Source organism: Trabulsiella odontotermitis, assembly GCF_001188485.1.
Taxonomy (GTDB): Bacteria; Pseudomonadota; Gammaproteobacteria; order Enterobacterales; family Enterobacteriaceae; genus Trabulsiella; species Trabulsiella odontotermitis_A.
Window position 1 is genome coordinate 188826 of sequence record NZ_JNGH01000119.1, and the last position, 22315, is coordinate 211140.

Here is a 22315-nt window from a genome sequence, read left to right on the forward strand (position 1 = left end):
TAAGGACTTGCCCCGAAGTATGGGGGCAAATCGCTGAAATTCAATGCTGATTATTATCCCCGATCGTCACACATTAGCAAACGTTCGTGTGGGGGCTGTGAAAAGCACATCGCCAGGTACAGCGCGGGAGATGCGGCGCGCGGCAAGCCCGGTCAGCACACACAGTCCCAGTGCCAGCAACGGATAGACCAGGATCAGCCCCAGTTCCAGCGCGGCGGAGTCGTTCGACACGGTCAGATAATGCAGCGCCTCAAGGCTGAATATCTCCACCAGAATGCGGTGCGTGGTGTAGATGGCGATGGTGTTTGACCCCATCACATTCAGCAACCCGTCTTCCTGAGGTTCGATGCGGCGCCCGACAGCGTAGAACAGTTTCATAATGATGAAAATCGACAGCAGCGACAGGAACAGCGGCGTGCGCGCGAACCAGGTCACCACCGCGAAAACCGCCGCCAGCCCCAGCGGCAGCCAGTAACGACGCAGGTCGAAGCGCTGCATCCATTCCATCAACGTCGCGCCGTACCAGGCGCCCAGCGCATAGTAAATCACGTTACGCAGCACGCTGTTCATGCCCCACCACGGCGTGGGCAGGAAATTGATGGCGATGCTGAGTAGCGCCAGCGCCACCAGCACCGGCGCTTTGATACGGTGGGTCAGCTTGCAGAAGATGAAATAGACCACCAGCGCGTAGAGGTACCACAAACTGGTGCTGGCGGTCAGCATGCCGTGCAGAAACTCGCTGGTATTACCGGCGTAGGCCGCATTACTGGCCCCGCTCAGATCGCGTTCCGGCGCCAGCCAGAGGTTGATTTCGCTCAGCGCCAGCCATTGCAGAATGCCCCACAGCATCAGCACATAGAAAATCGACCAGATACGCTTCTTAAACCCGCCGCGCCAACTGACATCATCGATATAACGACGGATCAGAAAACCCGAAATAAAGAAGAATACCGGCATTCGGAACGGTGCCAGATATAAATTAAAATAAACCCAACATTTCGCCAGCGTTTCTGACCAGGGATGCTGGAAGCCGCTCAGGTGGGGATAAAAGGTGATCACCGAGTGATACACCACCACCAGACAGATGCATAATCCCTTGATTTGATTGATCCATAACGCTTTTTGTTTCATTGCGCTCAATGCCTTTCTTAGCCATTAACGAACTGACGATCGTGCCCGGCCCAGCGCAGTGAGTAATGAGTAACAGTCTGTATTTGGTTCATTTTCGGATTAGGATCAGGCTTGTCGGATCTGACTTCTCAGATTTACGCTCCGCGCTTTCGCTTATATACTCGTGCATCTGCTATCAGTAACCAGACGGATTACATGTACCAACCTGTCGCACTATTTATCGGCCTTCGCTATATGCGCGGGCGTGCAGCGGACCGCTTCGGTCGCTTCGTCTCCTGGCTGTCGACGATCGGCATTACGCTTGGCGTAATGGCGCTGGTGACCGTGCTGTCGGTGATGAACGGCTTTGAACGCGAGTTGCAAAACAACATTCTGGGGCTGATGCCGCAGGCTATTCTTGGCGCGAAACAGGGCTCCATTAACCCGCAAACGCTGCTGCCAGACTCCCTCAAATTACAGGGCGTGAACCGTATCGCGCCGCTATCCACCGGTGATGTGGTACTGCAAAGCGCGCGTAGCGTCGCGGTGGGCGTGATGCTGGGCATCGATCCTGCGCAAAACGATCCGCTGACGCCGTATCTGGTGAATGTCAAACAAACCGATCTCGAACCGGGCAAATACAACGTCATTCTCGGCGAGCAGCTTGCCGGTCAACTGGGCGTGAAGCGCGGCGAGCAAATCCGCGTGATGGTGCCCTCCGCCAGCCAGTTCACCCCGATGGGGCGCCTGCCGAGCCAGCGTCTGTTCACCATCATCGGTACCTTCGCGGCGAACAGCGAAGTGGACGGCTATCAGATGCTGATGAACATTCAGGATGCCTCGCGTCTGCTGCGCTACCCGGCCGGCAATATCACCGGCTGGCGTCTGTGGCTGGATCAGCCGTTGCAGGTCGATANNTCGCGGCATTTAACATCATCACCTCGCTGGGGCTGATGGTGATGGAGAAACAGGGCGAGGTCGCGATTCTGCAAACCCAGGGACTCACGCCGCGCCAGATCATGGCGGTGTTTATGGTACAGGGTGCCAGCGCCGGGATCATCGGCGCGCTGCTCGGTGCCGTGCTCGGCGTGCTGCTGGCCAGTCAGCTCAATAACCTGATGCCGGTTATCGGCGCGTTCCTCGACGGCGCGGCGCTGCCGGTAGCCATCGAGCCGCTGCAGGTGGTGCTGATCGCACTGGTGGCGATGGCGATTGCTTTACTTTCTACGCTTTATCCTTCCTGGCGCGCTGCCGCCACTCAACCCGCTGAGGCATTACGTTATGAATAAGATCCTGTTGCAATGCGACAACCTGTGCAAACGCTATCAGGAAGGCACGGTGCAGACCGACGTGCTGCACAACGTCAGCTTCAGCGTGAAGGAAGGGGAGATGATGGCGATTGTTGGCAGCTCTGGCTCCGGCAAGAGTACGCTGCTGCACCTGCTGGGCGGGCTGGATACGCCGACTTCCGGCGATGTGATTTTCAGCGGTCAGCCGCTGAGCACGCTCTCTTCTGCCGCTAAAGCGGAGCTGCGCAACCGCGATCTGGGCTTTATCTATCAGTTCCACCATCTGCTGCCGGATTTCACCGCTCAGGAAAACGTCGCCATGCCGTTGCTGATTGGCAAGAAAAAGCCAACAGAAATTCAGCGGCGGGCGCTGGCGATGCTTGATGCGGTAGGGCTGGGGCATCGTGCGAATCACCGTCCTTCTGAGCTTTCCGGTGGTGAGCGCCAGCGTGTGGCGATTGCCCGCGCACTGGTGAATAACCCGCGCCTGGTGCTGGCGGACGAACCGACAGCATTTTCCAGCTGCTGGGTGAGCTGAACGCCTCGCAGGGAACGGCATTTCTGGTGGTGACGCACGATCTGCAACTGGCGAAGCGGATGAGCCGTCAGCTGGAGATGCGTGACGGTCATCTGACGGAAGAAACGACCCTGATGGGAGCGGATTAATGGCTTTTTCCTTTTNGCGTCGCGGTCCTGATCGTCGGCCTGAGTGCCATGAACGGCTTTGAGCGCGAACTGAATAACCGCATTCTGGCGGTGGTGCCGCACGGCGAAATCGAGCCCGTCAACCAGCCGTGGAACGACTGGAGCCGCGCGCTCAGCAACGTGGAAAAAGTCAACGGCATTGCCGCCGCCGCACCCTACATCAATTTTACCGGGCTGATTGAGAGCGGCAGCAACCTGCGAGCAATCCAGGTGAAAGGGGTTGAACCGGCGCAGGAGAGCCGCCTCAGCGCACTGCCGAATTTTGTGCAGAACAACGCCTGGGCGGGCTTTAAGGCGGGCGATCAGCAGATCATTCTCGGCAAAGGCATTGCCGATGCGCTGCACGTGAAGCAGGGCGACTGGGTGTCAATCATGATCCCCAATTCCGACGACGACCATAAACTGCTGCAGCCAAAACGCGTGCGTCTTCACGTCACCGGGATCCTGCAACTGAGCGGTCAACTGGATCACAGTTTTGCGATGGTCCCCTTGCAGGATGCGCAGCAATATCTCGATATGGGCAGTAGCGTCACCGGTATCGCCATTAAAGTGAACGACGTGTTCAACGCCAATAAGCTGGTGCGCGACGCGGGCGAAGTGACCAACAGCTACGTTTATATCAAGAGCTGGATTGGCACCTACGGCTATATGTATCGCGATATCCAGATGATCCGCGCCATAATGTATCTGGCGATGGTGCTGGTGATTGGCGTCGCCTGTTTTAATATCGTCTCGACGCTGGTAATGGCGGTGAAAGACAAGAGTGGCGACATCGCTGTGCTGCGCACACTCGGGGCGAAAGACGGCCTGATCCGCGCAATCTTTGTCTGGTACGGGCTGCTCGCCGGACTGCTGGGTAGCCTGATTGGCGTGGCGATCGGCGTGATTTGCGCCTTCCAGCTGACGCCGATTATCAAAGGCATTGAATCGCTGACCGGCCATCAGTTCCTGTCTGGTGATATTTATTTTATCGACTTCCTGCCGTCTGAATTGCACTGGCTGGACGTCTTTTATGTGCTGGTCACTGCCCTGTTGCTGAGTTTGCTGGCAAGCTGGTATCCCGCCCGCCGCGCCAGCCGTATTGATCCAGCGAGGGTGTTAAGTGGTCAGTAATTACGTCAGGGTTTGACGGTGTTTGCCGCCAAATCAGAAAGAGGAATGCGTTATGTATTATGGATTTGATATTGGCGGCACCAAAATTGCGCTCGGCGTCTTTGATAACAACCGGCGCCTGCAGTGGGAAACCCGCGTGTCCACACCGCGCGACAGCTACGACGAATTTTTAGCCGCCATCACCTCGCTGGTGGCGCAAGCCGATGCCCGTTTTGGTGGCAAAGGCTCTGTCGGTATTGGTATTCCCGGCATGCCGGAAACCGCCGATGGCACACTGTATGCCGCCAACGTTCCAGCCGCCAGCGGTCGACCGCTGCGCGCAGATCTCAGCGCGCGTCTGGGGCGCGATGTTCGCCTCGACAACGACGCCAACTGTTTCGCGCTCTCCGAAGCCTGGGACGATGAATTCACGCAATATCCGCTGGTGATGGGGCTGATCCTCGGCACTGGCGTGGGCGGCGGTATGGTGCTGAATGGCAAATCCATTACCGGTCACAACTACATTACTGGCGAGTTTGGTCATATTCGCCTGCCGGTCGATGCCCTTGAGGTGGTTGGCCGTGATTTTCCGCTGACGCGCTGTGGCTGTGGTCAACTGGGGTGCATCGAAAACTATCTTTCTGGCCGGGGTTTTGCCTGGCTGTATGAACATTTTTACCAGCAGTCGCTCTCGTCACCGGAGATTGTTGCTCTCTGGCAGCAGGGCGACACGCGTGCGCGGGAACACGTCGAACGCTATCTGGATTTGCTTGCCGTTTGTCTTGGCAATATTCTGACTATAGTCGATCCGGATCTGCTGGTGCTTGGCGGTGGATTGTCGAATTTTAGTGCCATCACAGAGGGCCTCGCGGCGCGTTTGCCGCGTCATCTGTTGCCCGTCGCCCGTGTCCCGCGCATTGAACAGGCGCGCCACGGGGATGCAGGAGGAATGCGCGGCGCTGCCTTCCTCCACCTTACTGACTAATGACAGGGGTTGTGTTGTTATGCTGACGCGTCGCTTACATCGACTGAGTCGTTTTCGCCGTAACAAACGTCGGCTGCGCGAACGTCTGCGCCAGCGGATTTTCTTCAGGGACAAAGTGATGCCGGAAGCGATGGAAAAACCGCGAGTTGTGGTGCTGACCGGGGCGGGGATTTCCGCCGAATCCGGTATTCGTACGTTCCGCGCCGCGGACGGGTTATGGGAAGAGCATCGTGTGGAAGACGTGGCGACGCCGGAAGGCTTCGCCCGCGATCCGGCGCTGGTGCAGGCGTTTTACAACGCCCGCCGTCGGCAGTTGCAGCAGCCGGAAATCGCGCCTAACGCGGCGCACAAGGCCTTAGCGCGGCTGGAAGAGGCGCTTGGCGATCGCTTTACGCTGGTGACGCAGAACATCGATAACCTGCATGAGCGGGCAGGGACCCAGCGGGTGATCCACATGCATGGCGAACTGCTGAAAGTGCGCTGTTCCTGGAGCGGCCAGGTGCTGGAGTGGACCGGCGACGTAACGGCAGACGATAAATGCCACTGCTGTCAGTTTCCGGCGCTGTTACGCCCGCACGTGGTGTGGTTCGGCGAAATGCCACTCGGCATGGATGATATTTACAGCGCGCTGGCGACCGCGGACGTGTTTATCGCGATTGGCACGTCTGGTCACGTTTATCCGGCTGCCGGTTTTGTCCATGAAGCGAAACTGCATGGTGCTCATACCGTTGAACTGAATCTCGAACCGAGCCAGGTCGGCAGCGAGTTTGAAGAGAAACATTACGGGCTGGCGAGTGAAGTGGTGCCGGAGTTTGTTGAAAAGTTATTGAAAGGATTGTGATATTTGACTCACCCTCTCCGGCTGGTGAGGGTGAGTCAATAACGAATTACCGGCCCGCTTTCAGCTTCTGGTAATACTCTTCATAAATACGGCTGGCGTCGCCGACGTCGTTCTGCCATTCACCCTTCTTAATGGTTTCCGCATCCGGATAGAGCGATTTGTCGTTCGCCACTTCCGGGCTCAGCAGCTTGCGTGCCGCCAGGTTTGGCGTCGGGTAACCGATGGTTTCCGCCACCTGTTTTGCGACATCCGGGCGCAGCAGGAAGTTAATCAGTTTCAGCGCGCCGTCGACGTTTTTCGCATTGGCCGGAATAGCGAGGCTGTCCATCCAGAAAATCCCGCCTTCCTGCGGCCAGATCACTTCCAGCGGCGTACCGGCCTGACGCGCAACGTACGCGGAACCGTTCCATACCATCCCCAGATTCACTTCCCCTTCCATGTACGGGTTCGCCGGGTTATCGGAGTTAAACGCCGCCACGTTTGGCATCAGCTTTTTCAGCTCGTTGTAGGCCGCTTCAATCTCCTTCGGATCGGTGGTGTTGCCGGAAAGCCCCAACTTACGCAGCGCTACCTGGAACACTTCACGCGCGTCGTCGGTCAGCAGCAGGCTGCCTTTGTATTCCGGTTTCCACAGGTCGGCCCAGCGGGTCACGGTTTTCGGATCAATCGCGTCGCTGTTCACGCCAAGGGTGGTCGCACCCCAGATATACGGGATGGAGTAATCATTGCTCGGGTCGAACGGCTTGTTGAGCATTTCCGGATCGAGATTATGGAAGTTGGTCAGCTTCGTTTTATCGATCTTCTGAATCATGCCCTCTTTGCGCATCTTGTCGACGAAATAGGTGGAAGGCACCACCAGATCGTACGCGCCGTCTTTATAGGTTTTGAGCTTGGCATACATGGTTTCATTCGATTCATAGGTCGAATAGATAACCTTAATGCCAGTCTCTTTGGTGAATTGCTCCAGTAGTCCGGGCGGCACATATTCCGTCCAGTTGTAGAAGTAGAGCGTTTTGCTGTCGTCCGCGTGTGCAGCGCTCATGCCGAGTGCGAGAGCGCCCGCTGCGAGCAGGTGGCGTGACCATTTTTTCATTTTAACGTCCCCTGAATTTTCGTTTTATCACGAGCAATAAGCTGGCTGGCGATGACCATAACCAGCGACAGAACCAACAGAATCGTGGCCAGCGCGTTCACTTCGGGTGAGACGCCAACCTTGACCATCGAGTAGATCTTCAACGGCAGAATTTCATAGCCCGGTCCGGTGACGAACGATGAAACGACCACATCGTCCATCGACAGGGTAAAGCTCAGCAGCCAGCCGGCCGCCACCGCGGGCATCGCCAGCGGTAGAATGATTTTGCGCAGGATAGTGATCTCACTGGCGCCGAGATCTTTCGCCGCCTCCAGCATACGCACATCAAAGCCGTTCAGACGAGAAAAGACGGTAACAACGACAAAGGGCAGGCAGAAGGTAATATGCGAAAACAGCAATGACCAGAAGCCCAACTGCATGCCCAGCAGCATAAACAGCACCAGCAGGGAAATCGCCATCACGATGTCCGGCGACATCATCACCACGAACAACATGCCGCTGACAAAGGGTTTGCCACGAAAACGGTAGCGGTACAACGCCACGGCAGTGAGTGAGCCAATCAGCGTCGCGAAGGTGGCGGAAAACACCGCCATGGTCAGCGAGTGTTGCGCGGCCTGCAGCAGGCTGTCATTGTTCATCAGCAGGCTGTACCAGTCGGTGGTAAAACCCTGCCAGTTGATCCCGAACCGCGAGCGGTTAAACGAGTTCACGATCAGGATAATGATCGGAATATACAGGTAAGCGTAAATGGCGGTCATAAAACCGCCGCGAAGCAGTCGACCGATCATTCCAGTTCCACCTTTTTATTCAGCATGCGCGAAACGCGCCAGTACACCAGCAGCATCAGCCCCATCACCACCGTCAGCGTGATACTGGTGGCGGCGCCGAACGGCCAGTCGCGGATATTCAGGAACTGGCTCTTAATCACGTTACCAATCAGCAGGTTTTTCGCGCCGCCCATGAGATCAGAGACGTAGAACAGTCCCATCGCCGGGAGCATCACCAGCAGGCAACCGGCGATAATGCCCGGCATGGTCAGCGGCAGGATAATACGGATAAAGGTCTGGAATTTACTGGCACCGAGATCCCGCGCCGCCTCCAGCACCGGTTTATCCAGCTTCTCTATGCTTGAATAGAGCGGCATCACCATAAACGGCAGCAGGATATACACCAGACCGATAATTACCGCGCCGGGGGTGTACATGATGCGCATTGGGGTATCAATCACGCCGAGCCACAGCAGGAATTCGTTGAGATAGCCTTTGGTGCTGAGAAAAATTTTCAGACCATAGATGCGGATCAGCGAGTTGGTCCAGAAGGGAACAATCAGCAGAAAAAGCAGCAGCGGGCGGACTTTCTTCGGCAGCTTAACCAGAAACCAGGCAAACGGATAACCCAGCACCAGACAGGCGAGGGTGGCGATAACCGCCATATTCAGCGAGTGCAACAGCACGTCAAAATAGAGCGGGTCGAGCAGGCGCGCGTAGTTGTCCAGCGTAAAGACCAGACTGACAAAACTGGTGTCGTCACGGGTCAGAAAGCTGGTGCCAATGATCATCAGGTTGGGCAGGAAAACAAACAACACAAGCCAACCGACGATAGTGACAATCACCACATTCTGGAATTTACTTGTGTTCTTCATCAGCCAGTACCACCTCCCAGCTTTCGACCCAGTTGATCGCCATTTTTTGATCGAGGGAGTGGTCAAAATCCGGGTCGTCTTCGTTGAAGAACTCGCTGACCATCACCATTTTGCCGCTTTCCAGCTCGACTACAGACTCCAGCGTCATCCCCTTATAGTTACGCTCACGCACGTAACCGATCAGCCCTTCGATGTGGTTGTCATGGTTAATTTCATCGACGCGCAGATCTTCCGGGCGCAACAGCACATTCAGCTTCTGGCCTTTCTCAACCGCAAAGTTAACGTAGATATTGCACTCGCGGCCTTCGACGTTAGCGCGAACGCGTTGCTCGTCGAGACGTTCAATGACCGTGGCGTCAAAGTGGTTAATTTCGCCGATGAAGCTGGCGACAAACAGGTTTTTTGGCTCTTCGTAGATTTCACGCGGCGTGCCGTCCTGCTCGATTTTACCGTCACGCATCACCACGATGCGGTCAGACATGGTCAGCGCCTCTTCCTGATCGTGGGTCACGAACACGAAAGTGATGCCAAGCTTACGCTGTAGCGCTTTCAGTTCGTTCTGCATCTGCTTTCGCAGTTTGTAGTCGAGGGCGGAGAGGGATTCATCAAGCAGTAGCAGGCGCGGTTTGTTGACCACGGCGCGGGCAATCGCCACACGCTGCTGTTGACCACCAGAGAGCTGGTGCGGTTTGCGCTGAGCAAATTCTTCGAGCTGCACCATCCGCAGGGCGTCAGTCACGCGCGGCGGGATATCATGCGCCGGGGTTTTCTGCATCCGCAGGCCAAACGCGACGTTTTCAAACACCGTCATGTGCGGGAACAGGGCGTAACTCTGGAAGACAGTGTTGACGTGACGATCTTCGGCGGGGAGATCGGTGATGTCGTGATTTTCAAGAAGGATCCTGCCAGCATCGACATTTTCCAGCCCGGCAATCAGGCGCAGTACGGTTGTTTTACCGCAGCCAGAAGGCCCCAGCAGGGTGAGAAATTCACCGTTTTTGATGGTCAGGTTCAAATCTGAAATTACCGTTTTCCCATCAAAACTTTTGCGGATCCCCGCCAGCTCAACCAGCGGTGATAGCGAACACGGTTGTGTATTCAATGTTTTACTCTGTCCCTTATCTACGCAACGGGAAATTGCCGATGCGGGGTGTGTGGTTAACCACCTTGGTGACTCTTAATGAGGGCGGACATTCTACGGCAAACCACAGCAATCTCCAATCCTTGTTACACATTGATAAGCTACCTTTATTTCAATTCATCGTGGAATCATCGTGGAATGAAAAAAAATGGCGCTTGCAGGTCTAAAAGTGACCTGACGCAATATTTGTGTGTTCGCGCTTACTGATAATGTTGTCACAAAAAATGAGGGTGACTACATGGACAAATTACTAGAGCGTTTTTTACAGTACGTTTCTCTGGATACGCAGTCTAAGCCTGGCGTGCGCCAGGTGCCGAGCACGGAAGGACAGTGGAAACTGTTACGTTTGCTCAAAGAACAGCTGGAAGAGATGGGACTGGTGAACGTCACCCTGAGCGATAAAGGCACCGTGATGGGGACTTTGCCTGCCAACGTAGCGGGCGATCTCCCGGCGATCGGGTTTATTTCTCACGTCGATACGTCCCCCGATTTCAGCGGTAAAAACGTCAATCCGCAGATTGTCGAGAACTACCGCGGCGGCGATATCGCCCTCGGCATTGGCGACGAAGTGCTTTCGCCGGTAATGTTCCCGGTGTTGCATCAGTTGCTGGGCCAGACGCTGATCACCACCGATGGCAAAACGCTGCTGGGCGCCGACGATAAAGCCGGGGTGGCGGAAATCATGACCGCGCTGGCAGTGCTGAAAGGGAAGAATATTCCTCACGGCGATATTCATGTGGCATTTACCCCCGACGAAGAGGTCGGTAAAGGGGCGAAATATTTTGATGTGCCCGCCTTTGGCGCACAGTGGGCGTATACCGTGGACGGCGGCGGGGTCGGTGAGCTGGAGTATGAGAACTTCAATGCCGCGTCGGTAACGATCAAAATCGTCGGCAACAACGTCCACCCCGGCACCGCGAAAGGGGTGATGGTCAACGCCCTGTCGCTGGCGACACGCATTCATACGGAAGTTCCGACGGATGAATCGCCTGAAACCACAGAAGGTTACGAAGGCTTTTATCACCTCGCCAGCATTAAAGGCACGGTGGATCGCGCTGAAATGCATTACATCATCCGCGACTTTGACCGCAAGCAGTTTGAAGCGCGCAAACGCAAGATGATGGAGATCGCTAAAAAAGTCGGTAAAGGTCTGCATCCGGACTGCTACATCGAACTGGTGATTGAAGACAGCTATTACAATATGCGCGAAAAAGTCATGGAGCACCCGCATATTCTGGAGATCGCCCGTCAGGCAATGCAGGATTGCGATATCGAACCGCAGATGAAACCCATTCGTGGCGGCACCGATGGCGCGCAGCTCTCTTTTATGGGGTTACCGTGCCCGAACCTGTTTACCGGCGGGTATAACTACCATGGTAAACATGAGTTCGTGACGCTGGAAGGGATGGAAAAAGCAGTGCAGGTCATCGTACGCATCGCCGAATTAACCATCAAACATTGATAATAAAAACGCCCGGTTAACCGGGCGTTTTTATTTAATCCTCAAAGAACCAGTAGCCGCTGTTGACCAGCGCGGCGAGCATGGCGAGGAACGGCGGATCCTCCAGCGCATCGCCAAACAGGCTTTCGTTCAGCACGATGTGGCTGGCCAGCGCTTCCAGCGCCGGACGGTGCGGCGAGTCAATCTTCTCACCATTAACATACACTTCGCCATCAATGCGCAGCACGCGCAAACCACCCAGACGCACCAGTTTATCGCCTTGTTTCAGCGCATCGTAGATCTCATCTGGCTGATACGGCGGGGCCTGTCGCCAAACCACTGATTAAAGTGCTCGGGCTGGTTAATCATGGAAAGCATCATGCCACGCAGGCGATCAAGCTCCGACGGCAGAATATCCGCCGGGTGGTCACGGTTTGGAACGTCAGGGTCGGTATAACGCAGGCTGCCCAGTTCGCGTTGCAGAACGTAATCGGCAAAGCCGCTGATCATCTCCCGGCCGCTCGGCGCACGGAAACCAACGGAGTAATTCAGTGAATTTTCCAGTGAGTAACCTTCGTGCGGGAACCCCGGTGGGATGTAGAGAATGTCGCCAGGCTCCATCTCTTCATCAATGATCGCCTCAAACGGATCGACCTGCAGCAGGTCAGGATGCGGGCAGTGCTGTTTCATCGGCACTTTTTCGCCCACGCGCCAGCGACGACGGCCGGTGCCCTGAATAATAAAGACATCGTACTGATCGAGGTGCGGGCCAACGCCGCCGCCGGGTACCGAGAAGGAGATCATCAGATCGTCAATGCGCCAGTCAGGCAGCGCGCGGAACGGGCGCATCAGCGCGGCGGTCGGCTCATGCCAGTTGTTAACCACCTGAACCAGCAGCGACCAGTTGCTTTCACCCAGATGATCATAGCTCTCGAACGGACCATGGCTGACCTGCCATTTGCCGTCGAGGTGGCTGACCAGACGACTGTCGACTTCGCTTTCCATCGCCAGCCCCGCCAGCTCATCAGGGGTGATGGGATCGATAAAATTAGCAATGCCCCGCTTTAACACCACCGGGCGTTTTTGCCAGTAGCGTTCGATAAAGTCGGGCCAGTTGAGTGTTAAGTGATAGTCCATATTTTGATTCCGCAGGCAGGTAGCTGAGACGGATTATAACGGAACCTGCTGCAGAACGATGCAGGTGCCGCTAAATTTATGTCAGGCGGAGGTTTCCTTGCCTCCGCTGTGCTGGCGGCCAAAAATCACTTCCATGCGCGCGCCGCCGAGCAAACTGTCGCCCGCGACAATGCTGCCTTCGTACTGCTCGGCGATTTCACGTGCCACCGAGAGACCAACGCCCTGACCGGGTCGCAGGGTGTCTGCCCGCTGACCGCGGTCAAACACCAGTGTACGTTTGCTGCGTGGGATACCGGGACCATCATCTTCAACAATGATATGCAGATGGTCATCCGTCTGGCGCGCCGAAACTTCAACAAACTCAAGGCAATACTTGCAGGCGTTATCCAGCACGTTGCCCAGCACTTCCATAAAATCATTTTTCTCACCAACAAAGCTGGTTTCCGGCGAGATATCCAGCGAGATGTTTACCCCTTTGCGTTGATACACTTTATTGAGGGCAGAAGTGAGGTTATCGAGCAACGGTGCGACCGGATGCAGCTCACGGCTCAGCATGCCGCTGCCGCCACGCATGCTGGCGCGATGGAGAAAATAGCCAATCTGCTGCGAGATACGGCTGATCTGCTCCAGCATGACCGGCTCGGCGTCGTTGACCGTCAGTTTTTCACTGCGTAACGAGCGCAGCGTGCTCTGCAGCACGGCCAACGGCGTTTTCAGACTATGGGTGAGGTCGGTCAACGTGGTGCGATATTTATCATAACGCTCGCGCTCGCTTTTCAGCAGGCGGTTAAGGTTCTGCACCAGGCTGGTCAGTTCACGGGTGGTTTCCGGGTTCAGTGCCTCGCGGTGATGCTCTTCCAGCTCGCGCACTTCACGGGCCAGCGCCTCAATTGGCCGCAAGCTCCACCACGCCGCCAGCCACAGAAGCGGGATCACCAGCAGCAGATTGGCGGACAGTACGTACACAAACCAGCTCCAGACCATGTAAGAGCGTTTGAGTTCGATAGGAATGGTATCGACTACCACAATCGTTAACTGCGGCATACGGGCGGTGGCAGGGTAGATATTGACCGCCACCGAGTGGGTCATTTCTGAGTCGTCATGATCTTCACGAATTTCATTGAGCTGCTGCTGGACTTCGTGATCGCTGCGGATCAGCGCGCTGCTGGCGTTGATATCCGTTTCTATTTCGTGAAAACCATTGGTTTTTAGCCAGTCCGGATCGATGCGATTGGCCAGCCACGGCACGTCCCTCTGCGTCCACAAAAGCTTGCCCTGCTTATCGTAAATCAGCGCCATGGTGGGGCTTTGCAGGCTGAGATTTTCCGGCATTTCAACGCTGACGTTGCCGTTTTCCCATTTAGCCAGCGTATAGAAGAGATTACTTTCACCGCGCAGCAGGCGGAACGTGGTTTTATCGAAGCTGACGCTGTAGCCGACCAGCGCCACCATGCCGTATGCCAGAGACAACACCAGCACCACGGCGGCGGTGGCGAGCAGAAAGCGGATGCGCAGGGAGAGCGGCAGAAAATGCCGTAACAGTCTGCCCATCAGCGCAGTTCGAACAGATAACCCTGGCCGCGCACGGTGGTGATCACATCGTGCGGATACTGTGCCTGGATTTTTTTTCGCAGACGTCCCATCAGCACGTCAATGGTGTGGCTTTCGCGCAACTCCGCATCCGGATAAAGCTGGAGCATCAGCGAATCTTTGCTCACCACTTTGCCGCTGTTGCGGATCAGCGTTTCCATAATGGTGTATTCGAAGGCGGTGAGTTTGATGACCTCGTTGTTAATCGACAGCTCGCGGCGCGACAGGTCCACCTGAAACGGCGGCATGGAGATCACCTGCGAGGCCAGCCCGCTGTTGCGGCGCATCAGCGCCTGGATCCGCGCGGCCACTTCTTCGATATGGAACGGTTTGGTGACGTAATCGTCCGCCCCGGCGCTCAGCACTTCGACTTTATCCTGCCAGCCTTCGCGTGCGGTCAGCACCAGCACCGGCAGCGAAACGTCGTGACTGCGCCAGCGGCGAATAAGCGAAAGGCCGTCTTCGTCCGGCAGCCCGAGGTCAACGATGGCGATATCAGGAACATGTTCGCCAAGATAATAATCCGCTTCTCTGGCATCCTCTGCCGCGTCTACCTGATGCCCCATTTCCTGGAGTTGTACCTTGAGGTGATGGCGTAACAGGGCGTTATCCTCAACAACGAGTACGCGCATGGCCTGGCTCCCTTTTATTTGCGATTTCTTTAGTTTAACGCTGATTATGTCGCTGTGGGGATAAACATTGATTAAACCGGGGAGAGAGAGCCCTTCTGTCCCGGAGAACAGAAGGGGGAGGTGTGGATTACTTGAGGTCGTCAACCATCTGGATCGCACGGCCGATGTAATTAGCCGGGGTCATCGCTTTCAGGCGGGTTTTCTCGGCTTCCGGCAGGGCCAGGCCGTCGATAAACTGTTTCATGCCTTCGGCATCCACGCGTTTGCCGCGGGTCAGTTCCTTCAGTTTTTCGTACGGTTTTTCGATACCGTAACGACGCATCACCGTCTGGATCGGCTCTGCCAGCACTTCCCAGTTGTGGTCCAGTTCATCGAGCAGATGATCGCGGTTTACTTCCAGTTTGCTCACGCCTTTCAGGGTGGACTGGTAAGCGATCAGCGCATAGCCGATACCCACGCCGAGATTTCGCAGCACGGTGGAGTCGGTCAGGTCACGCTGCCAGCGCGATACCGGCAGCTTGCTCGCCAGATGCTGCATGACCGCGTTGGCCAGACCGAGGTTGCCTTCGGAGTTTTCGAAGTCGATCGGGTTCACTTTATGCGGCATCGTGGACGAACCAATTTCCCCGGCAATGGTTTTCTGCTTGAAGTGGCCCAGCGAGATATAGCCCCAGACATCGCGGTCGAAGTCGATCAGAATGGTATTGAAACGCGCGATGCAGTCAAACAGCTCGGCAATGTAGTCGTGCGGCTCGATCTGGGTGGTGTACGGGTTCCACTGAATGCCCAGCGAGGAAACAAATTCTTCGCTGAATTCATGCCAGTCCACTTCCGGATAAGCGGCGATGTGGGCGTTGTAGTTACCGACCGCGCCGTTGATTTTGCCAAGGATTTCCACCTGGTTGAGCTGGCGGTACTGGCGCTCCAGTCGGTACGCGACGTTGGCCATCTCTTTACCCATGGTGGACGGCGTGGCCGGTTGACCGTGGGTGCGTGACAGCAGCGGGATATCGCGATACTGCGCCGCCAGCGATTTCACCGCGTCGATGATCTGGCTCCAGTAAGGGAGGATCACTTCGTCACGGGCGGTTTTTAACATCAACGCGTGTGACAGGTTGTTGATATCTTCTGAGGTGCAGGCGAAGTGGATAAACTCAGACACCGCATGCAGCGCCGGGATCTCCGCAACTTTTTCTTTCAGAAAATATTCAACGGCTTTGACGTCGTGGTTGGTGGTGCGCTCGATGGTTTTGATGCGCGCCGCATCCTGTTCATTGAAATCAGCGACGATCTTATCCAGGTAACCGTTTGCGTCGGCAGCAAAAGCAGGAACTTCCTTGATCGCTGCGTGCGCGGCCAGTTTTTGCAGCCAACGTACTTCAACCTGTACACGGAATTTCAGCAAACCGTATTCGCTGAAAATCCCGCGCAGCGCGCTGACTTTATCGCCGTAGCGTCCATCGACAGGGGAAACAGCGGTCAGGGAGGATAATTCCATAAATCACAACTCCGGAGTTAAATGAGCGAGAATTTGTTTCGCCTGGGTGGTCAGGCGTTTACGGGAAAACATCAGCTGCAGACGTCCGCCGCCAACCTGGTGCCACAGCACCGCGGCGCGAATACCGGCCAGCAGCGAAGCGCGCACTTTGGCCTGTACCTGCGGACTTTGCAGGACGGCGGGCGAGCCGGTGACCTGAATACGCGGCCCCAGCGGACTTATCACATCGACATAGATGCCAGCCATTGCGCTGAGCAGCGTTTCAGATTGTAAGTCAAAATGGTCAAGCTGGCGTTGCAGCCCGGCAATGCGGTTACCCAGCGTATCCATCGCCCCTTTACTGGCGGCAAGCTTACGCTCAAGCACCATCAGGCTGAGGGTATAGCGGGTCAGTTCGGCGTTGAGGCCCTGGCGGCTGCTGGCATTCAGCACCCCGAGCAGGGTATCGAGCCCGGTACGCAGATTAGCTTCACTGCCGCCGAAAACGCCCAGCGTTGACGCGGGGTTCATATCAATGATGCTGTTCAGCGAAACGTGCAGGGCATCGCTATCACAATGCCCCTGATGTGCCAGTTGTTGCACCAGTCGGGCTGACTGGCAGATCCCTGCCAGCGCCAGCGTGATGTCATAATAATTCTTCGCCACACTTGCTCCTTTCTGTGCGCAATTGGCTTATTCAACAGGCAGCGGCAGACGCTGCTCGATAATACCGCCGCCGAGGCAGACCTCGCCGCTGTAGAACACCGCAGACTGGCCTGGCGTGACGGCCGCCACTGGCTCATCAAAACGGACGTCAATGCGATCGTCATCCAGCGCCGTAATGGTGCAGGGAATGTCGGTCTGACGATAGCGGGTTTTAACAGTACAACGCAGGGTACCCGTTAACGGCTGGCGGTCAACCCAGTGCAGTTGCTGGGCAATCAGTCCGACGGACATCAGGCGAGGGTGATCATGCCCCTGCGCCACCACCAGCACGTTATTCTCAACATCTTTGTCAACGACATACCACGGATCTTCCGAACCCTCTTTGGTGCCGCCGATGCCGAGCCCTTTGCGCTGGCCGAGCGTGTGGTACATCAGCCCCTGGTGTTCGCCAATTTCATCGCCGTCGACGGTGATGATTTTGCCCGGCTGCGCAGGCAGATAGCGACCCAGGAACTCACGGAATTTACGCTCGCCGATGAAGCAGATACCGGTGGAGTCTTTTTTCTTCGCGGTGATCAGCCCCAGATCTTCTGCGATTTTACGCACCTGCGGTTTTTCCAGTTCACCGACCGGGAACAGGCTCTGGGCGATTTGCTCATGACCGAGCGTGTAAAGGAAATAGCTCTGGTCTTTGTTGCTGTCGAGACCACGCAGCAGGCGACTTTTGCCGTCGACATCCGCACGACGTACGTAGTGGCCAGTGGCGATATAATCCGCGCCCAGATCTTCGGCCGCAAATTCAAGGAAGGCTTTAAATTTGATTTCTTTATTGCACAGAATATCCGGATTCGGCGTGCGTCCGGCTTTATATTCCGCCAGGAAATGTTCGAATACGTTATCCCAGTATTCTGCGGCAAAGTTGACGGTGTGCAGTTCAATGCCGAGCTTGTCGCAGACGGCCTGTGCATCGGCCAGATCGGCAGCGGCGGTGCAATATTCCTCGCCATCGTCTTCCTCCCAGTTCTTCATGAACAGGCCTTCCACTTTATAGCCCTGTTGTTGTAACAGGTAAGCGGAAACGGAGGAATCGACACCGCCGGACATGCCGACGATTACTTTTTTGTGGCTGTTATCTGACATGGAATACTCACGACATTGAACTTCAAGGCGGCGTATTCTAGCACGCGGCCCCTCACTTGACACCCTCTGTGAACGGCCAGTTAAATGCGCCGACCAGCGACAGCGGATGGCGCTCGCCAGTCTGCCAGCAGCGAATACTCTCAGCAACCAGCGCGGAACGCAGGTTTTTCGCGTTAAGGATCTCTTCCGCCGTCAGCCACAGGCAACGGTCAATGTCGCTGTCGTGCGGCTCAGTCGCGCACGTATCGTTAAGATCGATGGCAAACAGAAAGCGCAGAAAAGACGTGTTGTCCGGCGCCAGCCATTGATGCATACGAATGAAATGCTGCGGTGTGGCGCGAATACCGGTCTCTTCCCACAGCTCGCGTTCGGCGGCCTGCGCCAGCGTTTCATCGGCTTCAAGAGTTGATGGTTTCTTCCACCACCAGGAATTTACCGTTGGCATGTACGAGACAGGCGACGGTGACGTGCGGCTTAAACATGTGGACTCCTTTTTATGCCTCCCGCCATTCACCACTGGCGAGGTTATCGAGTGTGTAGTTGCCCATCGCATAGCGAATTAAACGCAGGGTGGGGAAACCCACATGGGCGGTCATGCGGCGCACCTGTCGGTTGCGGCCCTCATATAACGTGATTTTCAGCCAGCAGGTGGGAATGGACTTGCGCTCGCGAATGGGCGGATTACGCGGCCACAGCCAGTCGGGTTCGTCCACCCGTTCAATGCCCGCGGGCAGGGTGGGCCCGTCGTTCAGGGTGACGCCGTTGCGCAGTGCGTCAAGCGCCTCGTCCGTCGGCTCGCCTTCAACCTGCACAAAGTAGATTTTGCCCGTCCGCTTTCCCGGCTGAGTCAGTTTCGCCTGCAGCACACCATCGTTGGTCAGTACCAGCAGACCTTCGCTGTCACGGTCGAGCCGCCCGGCGGCATACACGCCCTGAATGGCTATGTAGTCTTTCAGCGTGCTGCGTCCCACCTCATCAGTAAATTGCGGCAACACATCGTAAGGTTTATTGAACAGAATGACGCGCTTCGGCGAGTTATCGTTACGCGGTCTGGCGGATTGTCTCGAGCTGAATCGCTCAAGCCGGTGATTTCTATACGAAGTTTTAGGCATGGTATTTTCAGACGTTGTCAATTGCCGCATTATAGCCTAATTACGAATGCCTTTCATGGAACCAAACATTCAGGTAGTATTGACAGGCTCATTACAAATCATTAACAAAAATATTGCTCAAACTTGTCCGCGCCTGCGGTGCGAGAGAGGAGGAGCAAACCCAGAAGCGCTCGAAGGAGAGGTTAATGGAAAGCAAAGTAGTTGTTCCGGCGGAAGGCCAGAAAATCACCCTGCAAAACGGCAAACTCAACGTTCCTCACAACCCGATTATCCCGTTCATCGAAGGCGATGGCATCGGCGTTGACGTGACCCCGGCTATGCTGAAAGTGGTGGATGCTGCCGTCGAGAAAGCCTATAAAGGCGAGCGTAAAATTTCCTGGATGGAAATTTACACCGGTGAGAAATCCACCAAAGTCTACGGCCAGGACGTCTGGCTCCCGTCTGAAACGCTTGATCTGATCCGTGATTATCGTGTTGCCATCAAAGGCCCGCTGACCACCCCGGTTGGTGGCGGCATTCGTTCCCTGAACGTTGCGCTGCGTCAGGAACTCGATCTGTACATCTGCCTGCGTCCGGTTCGTTACTACCAGGGCACCCCAAGCCCGGTTAAACACCCGGAACTGACTGACATGGTTATCTTCCGTGAAAACTCCGAAGATATTTATGCCGGTATTGAATGGAAAGCGGACAGCGCCGACGCAGAAAAAGTGATCAAATTCCTGCGTGAAGAGATGGGCGTGAAGAAAATTCGCTTCCCTGAGCATTGCGGTATCGGCATCAAGCCGTGCTCTGAAGAGGGTACCAAGCGCCTGGTTCGTGCGGCTATCGAATACGCGATCACCAACGACCGTGATTCCGTGACCCTGGTTCACAAAGGCAACATCATGAAGTTCACCGAAGGCGCGTTCAAAGACTGGGGTTACCAGTTGGCTCGCGAAGAATTTGGCGGCGAACTGATTGACGGCGGCCCGTGGCAGAAAATCAAGAACCCGAAAACCGGCAAAGAGATCATCATCAAAGACGTTATCGCTGACGCCTTCCTGCAGCAGATCCTGCTGCGCCCGGCAGAGTATGACGTGATTGCCTGTATGAACCTGAACGGCGACTACATCTCTGACGCCCTGGCGGCGCAGGTTGGCGGTATCGGTATCGCACCGGGCGCGAACATCGGTGACGAATGCGCACTGTTCGAAGCCACCCACGGTACAGCACCGAAGTACGCAGGCCAGGACAAAGTGAACCCGGGTTCCGTCATCCTGTCCGCAGAAATGATGCTGCGCCATATGGAATGGTTCGAAGCCGCAGACCTGATCGTCAAAGGTACGGAAGGCGCGATTGCCGCGAAGACCGTAACTTACGATTTCGAACGTCTGATGGAAGGCGCTAAACTGCTGAAATGTTCAGAGTTTGGCGACGCGATTATCGCGAACATGTAATCCAGTTATTGGGTTAAACGGGAAAGGGAGCGCTTCGGCTCCCTTTTTTACTGCTGTCGAAAAGTTCTTCCCCAAAACTTTCCCCAAAACCCCCTTATCATGACCCTGTTTTTGTGATGACGATCACCCAGTCCTTTCCTCGATCATCGTTATATTTGTCGGTCATTTCTCTGGATTTATGCCCAAGCAGTTTTTGAGTATCCACCCCTTGTTCTCTGTAGAGTCTTTCTGATAATGATCGCTGTTCGTGAAAGGTAGGTGCTGTTCCTGTATCCCAGGTAAGAGCGCTTTTAATTCTCACTTTTTTAAAGGTGGATGTCAGTGAACTGGTTGAAACCTGGTTGTGTCAGCAAAGAATTACTCTGCAGCTGCTGGCGCCATACAGATTTGCCAGCAGATTTCGAGCTGGCCGCGCAGCCGGTGGCGGTGAATTGCTGGCGCTGGACAGAATGGGGTCAGTTTGGATATCGAAAATCATTGTACGTTAAGCGCATTAAAGATCCTTTTTACCCATCGGATGCTCCATATCAGAACTACCAAATCGCTGATAGATCTGAACAAATATTTCCTTCGGCGACGCATATTTAGCGATCGTAATTACTTCATCACTTTTAATGCTTTTCCAGCATTCAGCCTCAACATCACAAGATTTTTGTGGTTCATACCCCTCGGATGTGAGGTAATTCCGAATTACGCTGCTGTCGGTAGCGCCATAAAAATGGATAGTAAAAACGTGAGCATCAGGTCCAGTAACATTGACAAAATCGAACTGTATTTTATCCGATATTCTTGGCATTTTTTTAAGTAGGTCAGGCGTATAAAACCTATATTCCAGCCAGTCCTGTTCGGTATAATATGCAGAGCCTGCAAAGAACAACTTACAAAAAATCCAGATGGTAATCAGAATAAGTCCCATCACAAGAACACTACTAATCCTTACGATTATTCTCTTACTCATAGCCCCATCCTGCCATTACCTGAACCCATAACCACAAAGGTCTTATCGTGCGTGGGAAGTATTACATTTCCCGACAAAAAATCGTTATAGGGAACTATCGTTCGCATGAAAGGTGGTAAAAAGCCTTTATGTGGATGTAAGTTAGGGAACTTTTCTGGGTCGGGGAACAACAGCGGCTGGAACGAATAATTCTTCCAGCTGCCGATCTTACCATAATAGTCCCAGCGCATAAGGGCTTCATCCTTGCTTACCGGACGTAATAAAGGAAATGGATTTGGGACAGACACCACACGGTAGAACCCCAGCAGATCCGATACCAAATCCTCACCACTGAATCCGCTGTCCGTTATCCAGTTACTGGGGAAGGAGCCCTGGAATGTCTCAAATGACCTGGCCATAGATATCATCATCGCCAGCGCAATACTCTGTCGTTCCCACTCCGGCCGACCGCGACGGATACGCCAGGTCATTACCTTTCCTGATCTGACCAGACCAAAGGGGGCAGACATTCCCTGAGCATACCTGACTTCATAAAATTCCTTTCCTGACGCTTCACCTCGAGCCATATTAATCAGAAGGTCACGAACATCATCCCCACGTGCATGCCCCAGATCCACCCAGCCAAGCACTTCCGTATAAATCAGTCCCGCTTTTTGAGTGCCTACATATCGCCCATCGATTATATCGTCTCGTTTGCTCATCCTGATCTCCCGCTACAGAGAAATCACAAAATATATCCATCACTCACTATAATCTCATTTTTCGGTTCAGATTAGAACGGTCAAAAAACAACCTTAACGTACAATAATTTTCGATATCCAAACTGAC

Annotated in this window: 17 protein-coding genes and 6 pseudogenes; 7 read left to right on the forward strand and 16 right to left on the reverse strand. The window is 54.9% G+C overall.

Annotated elements, in window-relative coordinates:
- Positions 1 to 66 precede the first annotated feature (66 nt).
- Entirely contained in the window at positions 67 to 1131 is a 1065-nt protein-coding gene (locus tag GM30_RS21700; protein ID WP_049850278.1) for an acyltransferase family protein, read from the reverse strand.
- Between the two features lie 195 nt (positions 1132 to 1326).
- Here GM30_RS21700 and GM30_RS21705 point away from each other — a divergent pair.
- From GM30_RS21705 to cobB, 5 genes and pseudogenes are all read left to right on the forward strand, one after another.
- A pseudogene (locus tag GM30_RS21705) lies at positions 1327 to 2399 on the forward strand (FtsX-like permease family protein).
- A pseudogene (gene lolD, locus GM30_RS21710) lies at positions 2392 to 3065 on the forward strand (lipoprotein-releasing ABC transporter ATP-binding protein LolD). Before GM30_RS21705 ends, lolD begins: the two co-directional pseudogenes overlap by 8 nt.
- A gap of 18 nt (positions 3066 to 3083) precedes the next feature.
- Positions 3084 to 4217, forward strand: a pseudogene (gene lolE / locus GM30_RS21715) (lipoprotein-releasing ABC transporter permease subunit LolE); the annotation flags it as partial.
- A 52-nt stretch (positions 4218 to 4269) separates the two neighbouring features.
- On the forward strand, positions 4270 to 5181 hold the full coding sequence (nagK, locus tag GM30_RS21720; protein WP_049850280.1) for an N-acetylglucosamine kinase: 912 nt from the start codon (positions 4270 to 4272) through the stop codon (positions 5179 to 5181).
- Positions 5182 to 5200: 19 nt separating this feature from the next.
- Complete coding sequence (gene cobB / locus GM30_RS21725; protein WP_049850281.1) at positions 5201 to 6022, forward strand: Sir2 family NAD+-dependent deacetylase; 822 nt, start codon at positions 5201 to 5203, stop codon at positions 6020 to 6022.
- Positions 6023 to 6068: 46 nt separating this feature from the next.
- Here the strand turns inward: cobB and potD are convergent, their stop codons facing one another.
- Genes potD through potA form a run of 4 tightly spaced genes read right to left on the reverse strand, consistent with a single transcriptional unit; the run spans position 6069 to position 9895 of the window.
- Positions 6069 to 7115: a spermidine/putrescine ABC transporter substrate-binding protein PotD gene (gene potD / locus GM30_RS21730; protein ID WP_049850282.1), complete on the reverse strand. Its 1047-nt coding sequence runs from the start codon at positions 7113 to 7115 to the stop codon at positions 6069 to 6071.
- Positions 7112 to 7903: a spermidine/putrescine ABC transporter permease PotC gene (gene potC, locus GM30_RS21735; RefSeq protein ID WP_049850283.1), complete on the reverse strand. Its 792-nt coding sequence runs from the start codon at positions 7901 to 7903 to the stop codon at positions 7112 to 7114. Before potC ends, potD begins: the two co-directional genes overlap by 4 nt.
- Positions 7900 to 8757, reverse strand: a complete 858-nt coding sequence (potB, locus tag GM30_RS21740) for a spermidine/putrescine ABC transporter permease PotB (RefSeq protein ID WP_049850284.1) — start codon at positions 8755 to 8757, stop codon at positions 7900 to 7902. Before potB ends, potC begins: the two co-directional genes overlap by 4 nt.
- Positions 8741 to 9895, reverse strand: coding sequence for a spermidine/putrescine ABC transporter ATP-binding protein PotA (gene potA, locus GM30_RS21745; RefSeq protein ID WP_072094215.1), 1155 nt, complete (start codon positions 9893 to 9895; stop codon positions 8741 to 8743). Before potA ends, potB begins: the two co-directional genes overlap by 17 nt.
- Before the next feature lie 241 nt (positions 9896 to 10136).
- Here potA and pepT point away from each other — a divergent pair, with 241 nt between their 5' ends.
- Positions 10137 to 11360, forward strand: coding sequence for a peptidase T (pepT, locus tag GM30_RS21750; RefSeq protein ID WP_049850286.1), 1224 nt, complete (start codon positions 10137 to 10139; stop codon positions 11358 to 11360).
- Between the two features lie 34 nt (positions 11361 to 11394).
- Here the strand turns inward: pepT and GM30_RS21755 are convergent.
- The 8 genes and pseudogenes from GM30_RS21755 to rluE all read right to left on the reverse strand — a co-directional run bounded on the left by GM30_RS21755 (position 11395) and on the right by rluE (position 19123).
- Positions 11395 to 12476, reverse strand: a pseudogene (locus GM30_RS21755) (ribosomal protein uL16 3-hydroxylase).
- Between the two features lie 81 nt (positions 12477 to 12557).
- A complete protein-coding gene (gene phoQ / locus GM30_RS21760; RefSeq protein WP_049850287.1) occupies positions 12558 to 14027 on the reverse strand; it encodes a two-component system sensor histidine kinase PhoQ in 1470 nt (489 codons plus the stop codon).
- The gene (gene phoP / locus GM30_RS21765; protein ID WP_049850288.1) at positions 14027 to 14698 is read right to left on the reverse strand and encodes a two-component system response regulator PhoP; all 672 of its coding nucleotides are present in this window, start codon (positions 14696 to 14698) and stop codon (positions 14027 to 14029) included. Before phoP ends, phoQ begins: the two co-directional genes overlap by 1 nt.
- A gap of 127 nt (positions 14699 to 14825) precedes the next feature.
- Positions 14826 to 16196 (reverse strand): adenylosuccinate lyase, encoded by a 1371-nt coding sequence (purB, locus tag GM30_RS21770; protein ID WP_049850289.1) that lies wholly within the window; start codon positions 16194 to 16196, stop codon positions 14826 to 14828.
- A gap of 3 nt (positions 16197 to 16199) precedes the next feature.
- Entirely contained in the window at positions 16200 to 16841 is a 642-nt protein-coding gene (hflD, locus tag GM30_RS21775; RefSeq protein ID WP_049850290.1) for a high frequency lysogenization protein HflD, read from the reverse strand.
- A gap of 27 nt (positions 16842 to 16868) precedes the next feature.
- Positions 16869 to 17981 (reverse strand): tRNA 2-thiouridine(34) synthase MnmA, encoded by a 1113-nt coding sequence (gene mnmA / locus GM30_RS21780; protein WP_049850291.1) that lies wholly within the window; start codon positions 17979 to 17981, stop codon positions 16869 to 16871.
- Positions 17982 to 18033: 52 nt separating this feature from the next.
- Positions 18034 to 18463, reverse strand: a pseudogene (locus GM30_RS21785) (NUDIX domain-containing protein).
- A gap of 12 nt (positions 18464 to 18475) precedes the next feature.
- Positions 18476 to 19123, reverse strand: a complete 648-nt coding sequence (gene rluE, locus GM30_RS21790) for a 23S rRNA pseudouridine(2457) synthase RluE (RefSeq protein WP_049850292.1) — start codon at positions 19121 to 19123, stop codon at positions 18476 to 18478.
- 155 nt (positions 19124 to 19278) lie between these two features.
- Between rluE and icd the strand changes: the two genes are divergently transcribed.
- Positions 19279 to 20529: an NADP-dependent isocitrate dehydrogenase gene (gene icd / locus GM30_RS21795; protein ID WP_049850293.1), complete on the forward strand. Its 1251-nt coding sequence runs from the start codon at positions 19279 to 19281 to the stop codon at positions 20527 to 20529.
- A gap of 97 nt (positions 20530 to 20626) precedes the next feature.
- Here icd and GM30_RS25195 read toward each other — a convergent pair.
- From GM30_RS25195 to GM30_RS21805, 3 genes and pseudogenes are all read right to left on the reverse strand, one after another.
- Positions 20627 to 20872, reverse strand: a pseudogene (locus GM30_RS25195) (tyrosine-type recombinase/integrase); the annotation flags it as partial.
- A 150-nt stretch (positions 20873 to 21022) separates the two neighbouring features.
- The gene (locus tag GM30_RS21800; RefSeq protein ID WP_049850294.1) at positions 21023 to 21487 is read right to left on the reverse strand and encodes a hypothetical protein; all 465 of its coding nucleotides are present in this window, start codon (positions 21485 to 21487) and stop codon (positions 21023 to 21025) included.
- The gene (locus GM30_RS21805) at positions 21484 to 22188 is read right to left on the reverse strand and encodes a hypothetical protein (protein ID WP_049850295.1); all 705 of its coding nucleotides are present in this window, start codon (positions 22186 to 22188) and stop codon (positions 21484 to 21486) included. Before GM30_RS21805 ends, GM30_RS21800 begins: the two co-directional genes overlap by 4 nt.
- Positions 22189 to 22315: the final 127 nt, after the last annotated feature.

What these genes read in the sequence shown, in the direction of transcription:
- GM30_RS21700 (WP_049850278.1), bottom strand. Translation starts at nt 1,131, where the DNA reads ATGAAACAAAAAGCGTTATGGATCAATCAAATCAAGGGATTATGCATC.
- nagK (WP_049850280.1), top strand. Translation starts at nt 4,270, where the DNA reads ATGTATTATGGATTTGATATTGGCGGCACCAAAATTGCGCTCGGCGTC.
- cobB (WP_049850281.1), top strand. Translation starts at nt 5,201, where the DNA reads ATGCTGACGCGTCGCTTACATCGACTGAGTCGTTTTCGCCGTAACAAA.
- potD (WP_049850282.1), bottom strand. Translation starts at nt 7,115, where the DNA reads ATGAAAAAATGGTCACGCCACCTGCTCGCAGCGGGCGCTCTCGCACTC.
- potC (WP_049850283.1), bottom strand. Translation starts at nt 7,903, where the DNA reads ATGATCGGTCGACTGCTTCGCGGCGGTTTTATGACCGCCATTTACGCT.
- potB (WP_049850284.1), bottom strand. Translation starts at nt 8,757, where the DNA reads ATGAAGAACACAAGTAAATTCCAGAATGTGGTGATTGTCACTATCGTC.
- pepT (WP_049850286.1), top strand. Translation starts at nt 10,137, where the DNA reads ATGGACAAATTACTAGAGCGTTTTTTACAGTACGTTTCTCTGGATACG.
- phoQ (WP_049850287.1), bottom strand. Translation starts at nt 14,027, where the DNA reads ATGGGCAGACTGTTACGGCATTTTCTGCCGCTCTCCCTGCGCATCCGC.
- phoP (WP_049850288.1), bottom strand. Translation starts at nt 14,698, where the DNA reads ATGCGCGTACTCGTTGTTGAGGATAACGCCCTGTTACGCCATCACCTC.
- purB (WP_049850289.1), bottom strand. Translation starts at nt 16,196, where the DNA reads ATGGAATTATCCTCCCTGACCGCTGTTTCCCCTGTCGATGGACGCTAC.
- mnmA (WP_049850291.1), bottom strand. Translation starts at nt 17,981, where the DNA reads ATGTCAGATAACAGCCACAAAAAAGTAATCGTCGGCATGTCCGGCGGT.
- rluE (WP_049850292.1), bottom strand. Translation starts at nt 19,123, where the DNA reads ATGCGGCAATTGACAACGTCTGAAAATACCATGCCTAAAACTTCGTAT.
- icd (WP_049850293.1), top strand. Translation starts at nt 19,279, where the DNA reads ATGGAAAGCAAAGTAGTTGTTCCGGCGGAAGGCCAGAAAATCACCCTG.
- GM30_RS21800 (WP_049850294.1), bottom strand. Translation starts at nt 21,487, where the DNA reads ATGAGTAAGAGAATAATCGTAAGGATTAGTAGTGTTCTTGTGATGGGA.
- GM30_RS21805 (WP_049850295.1), bottom strand. Translation starts at nt 22,188, where the DNA reads ATGAGCAAACGAGACGATATAATCGATGGGCGATATGTAGGCACTCAA.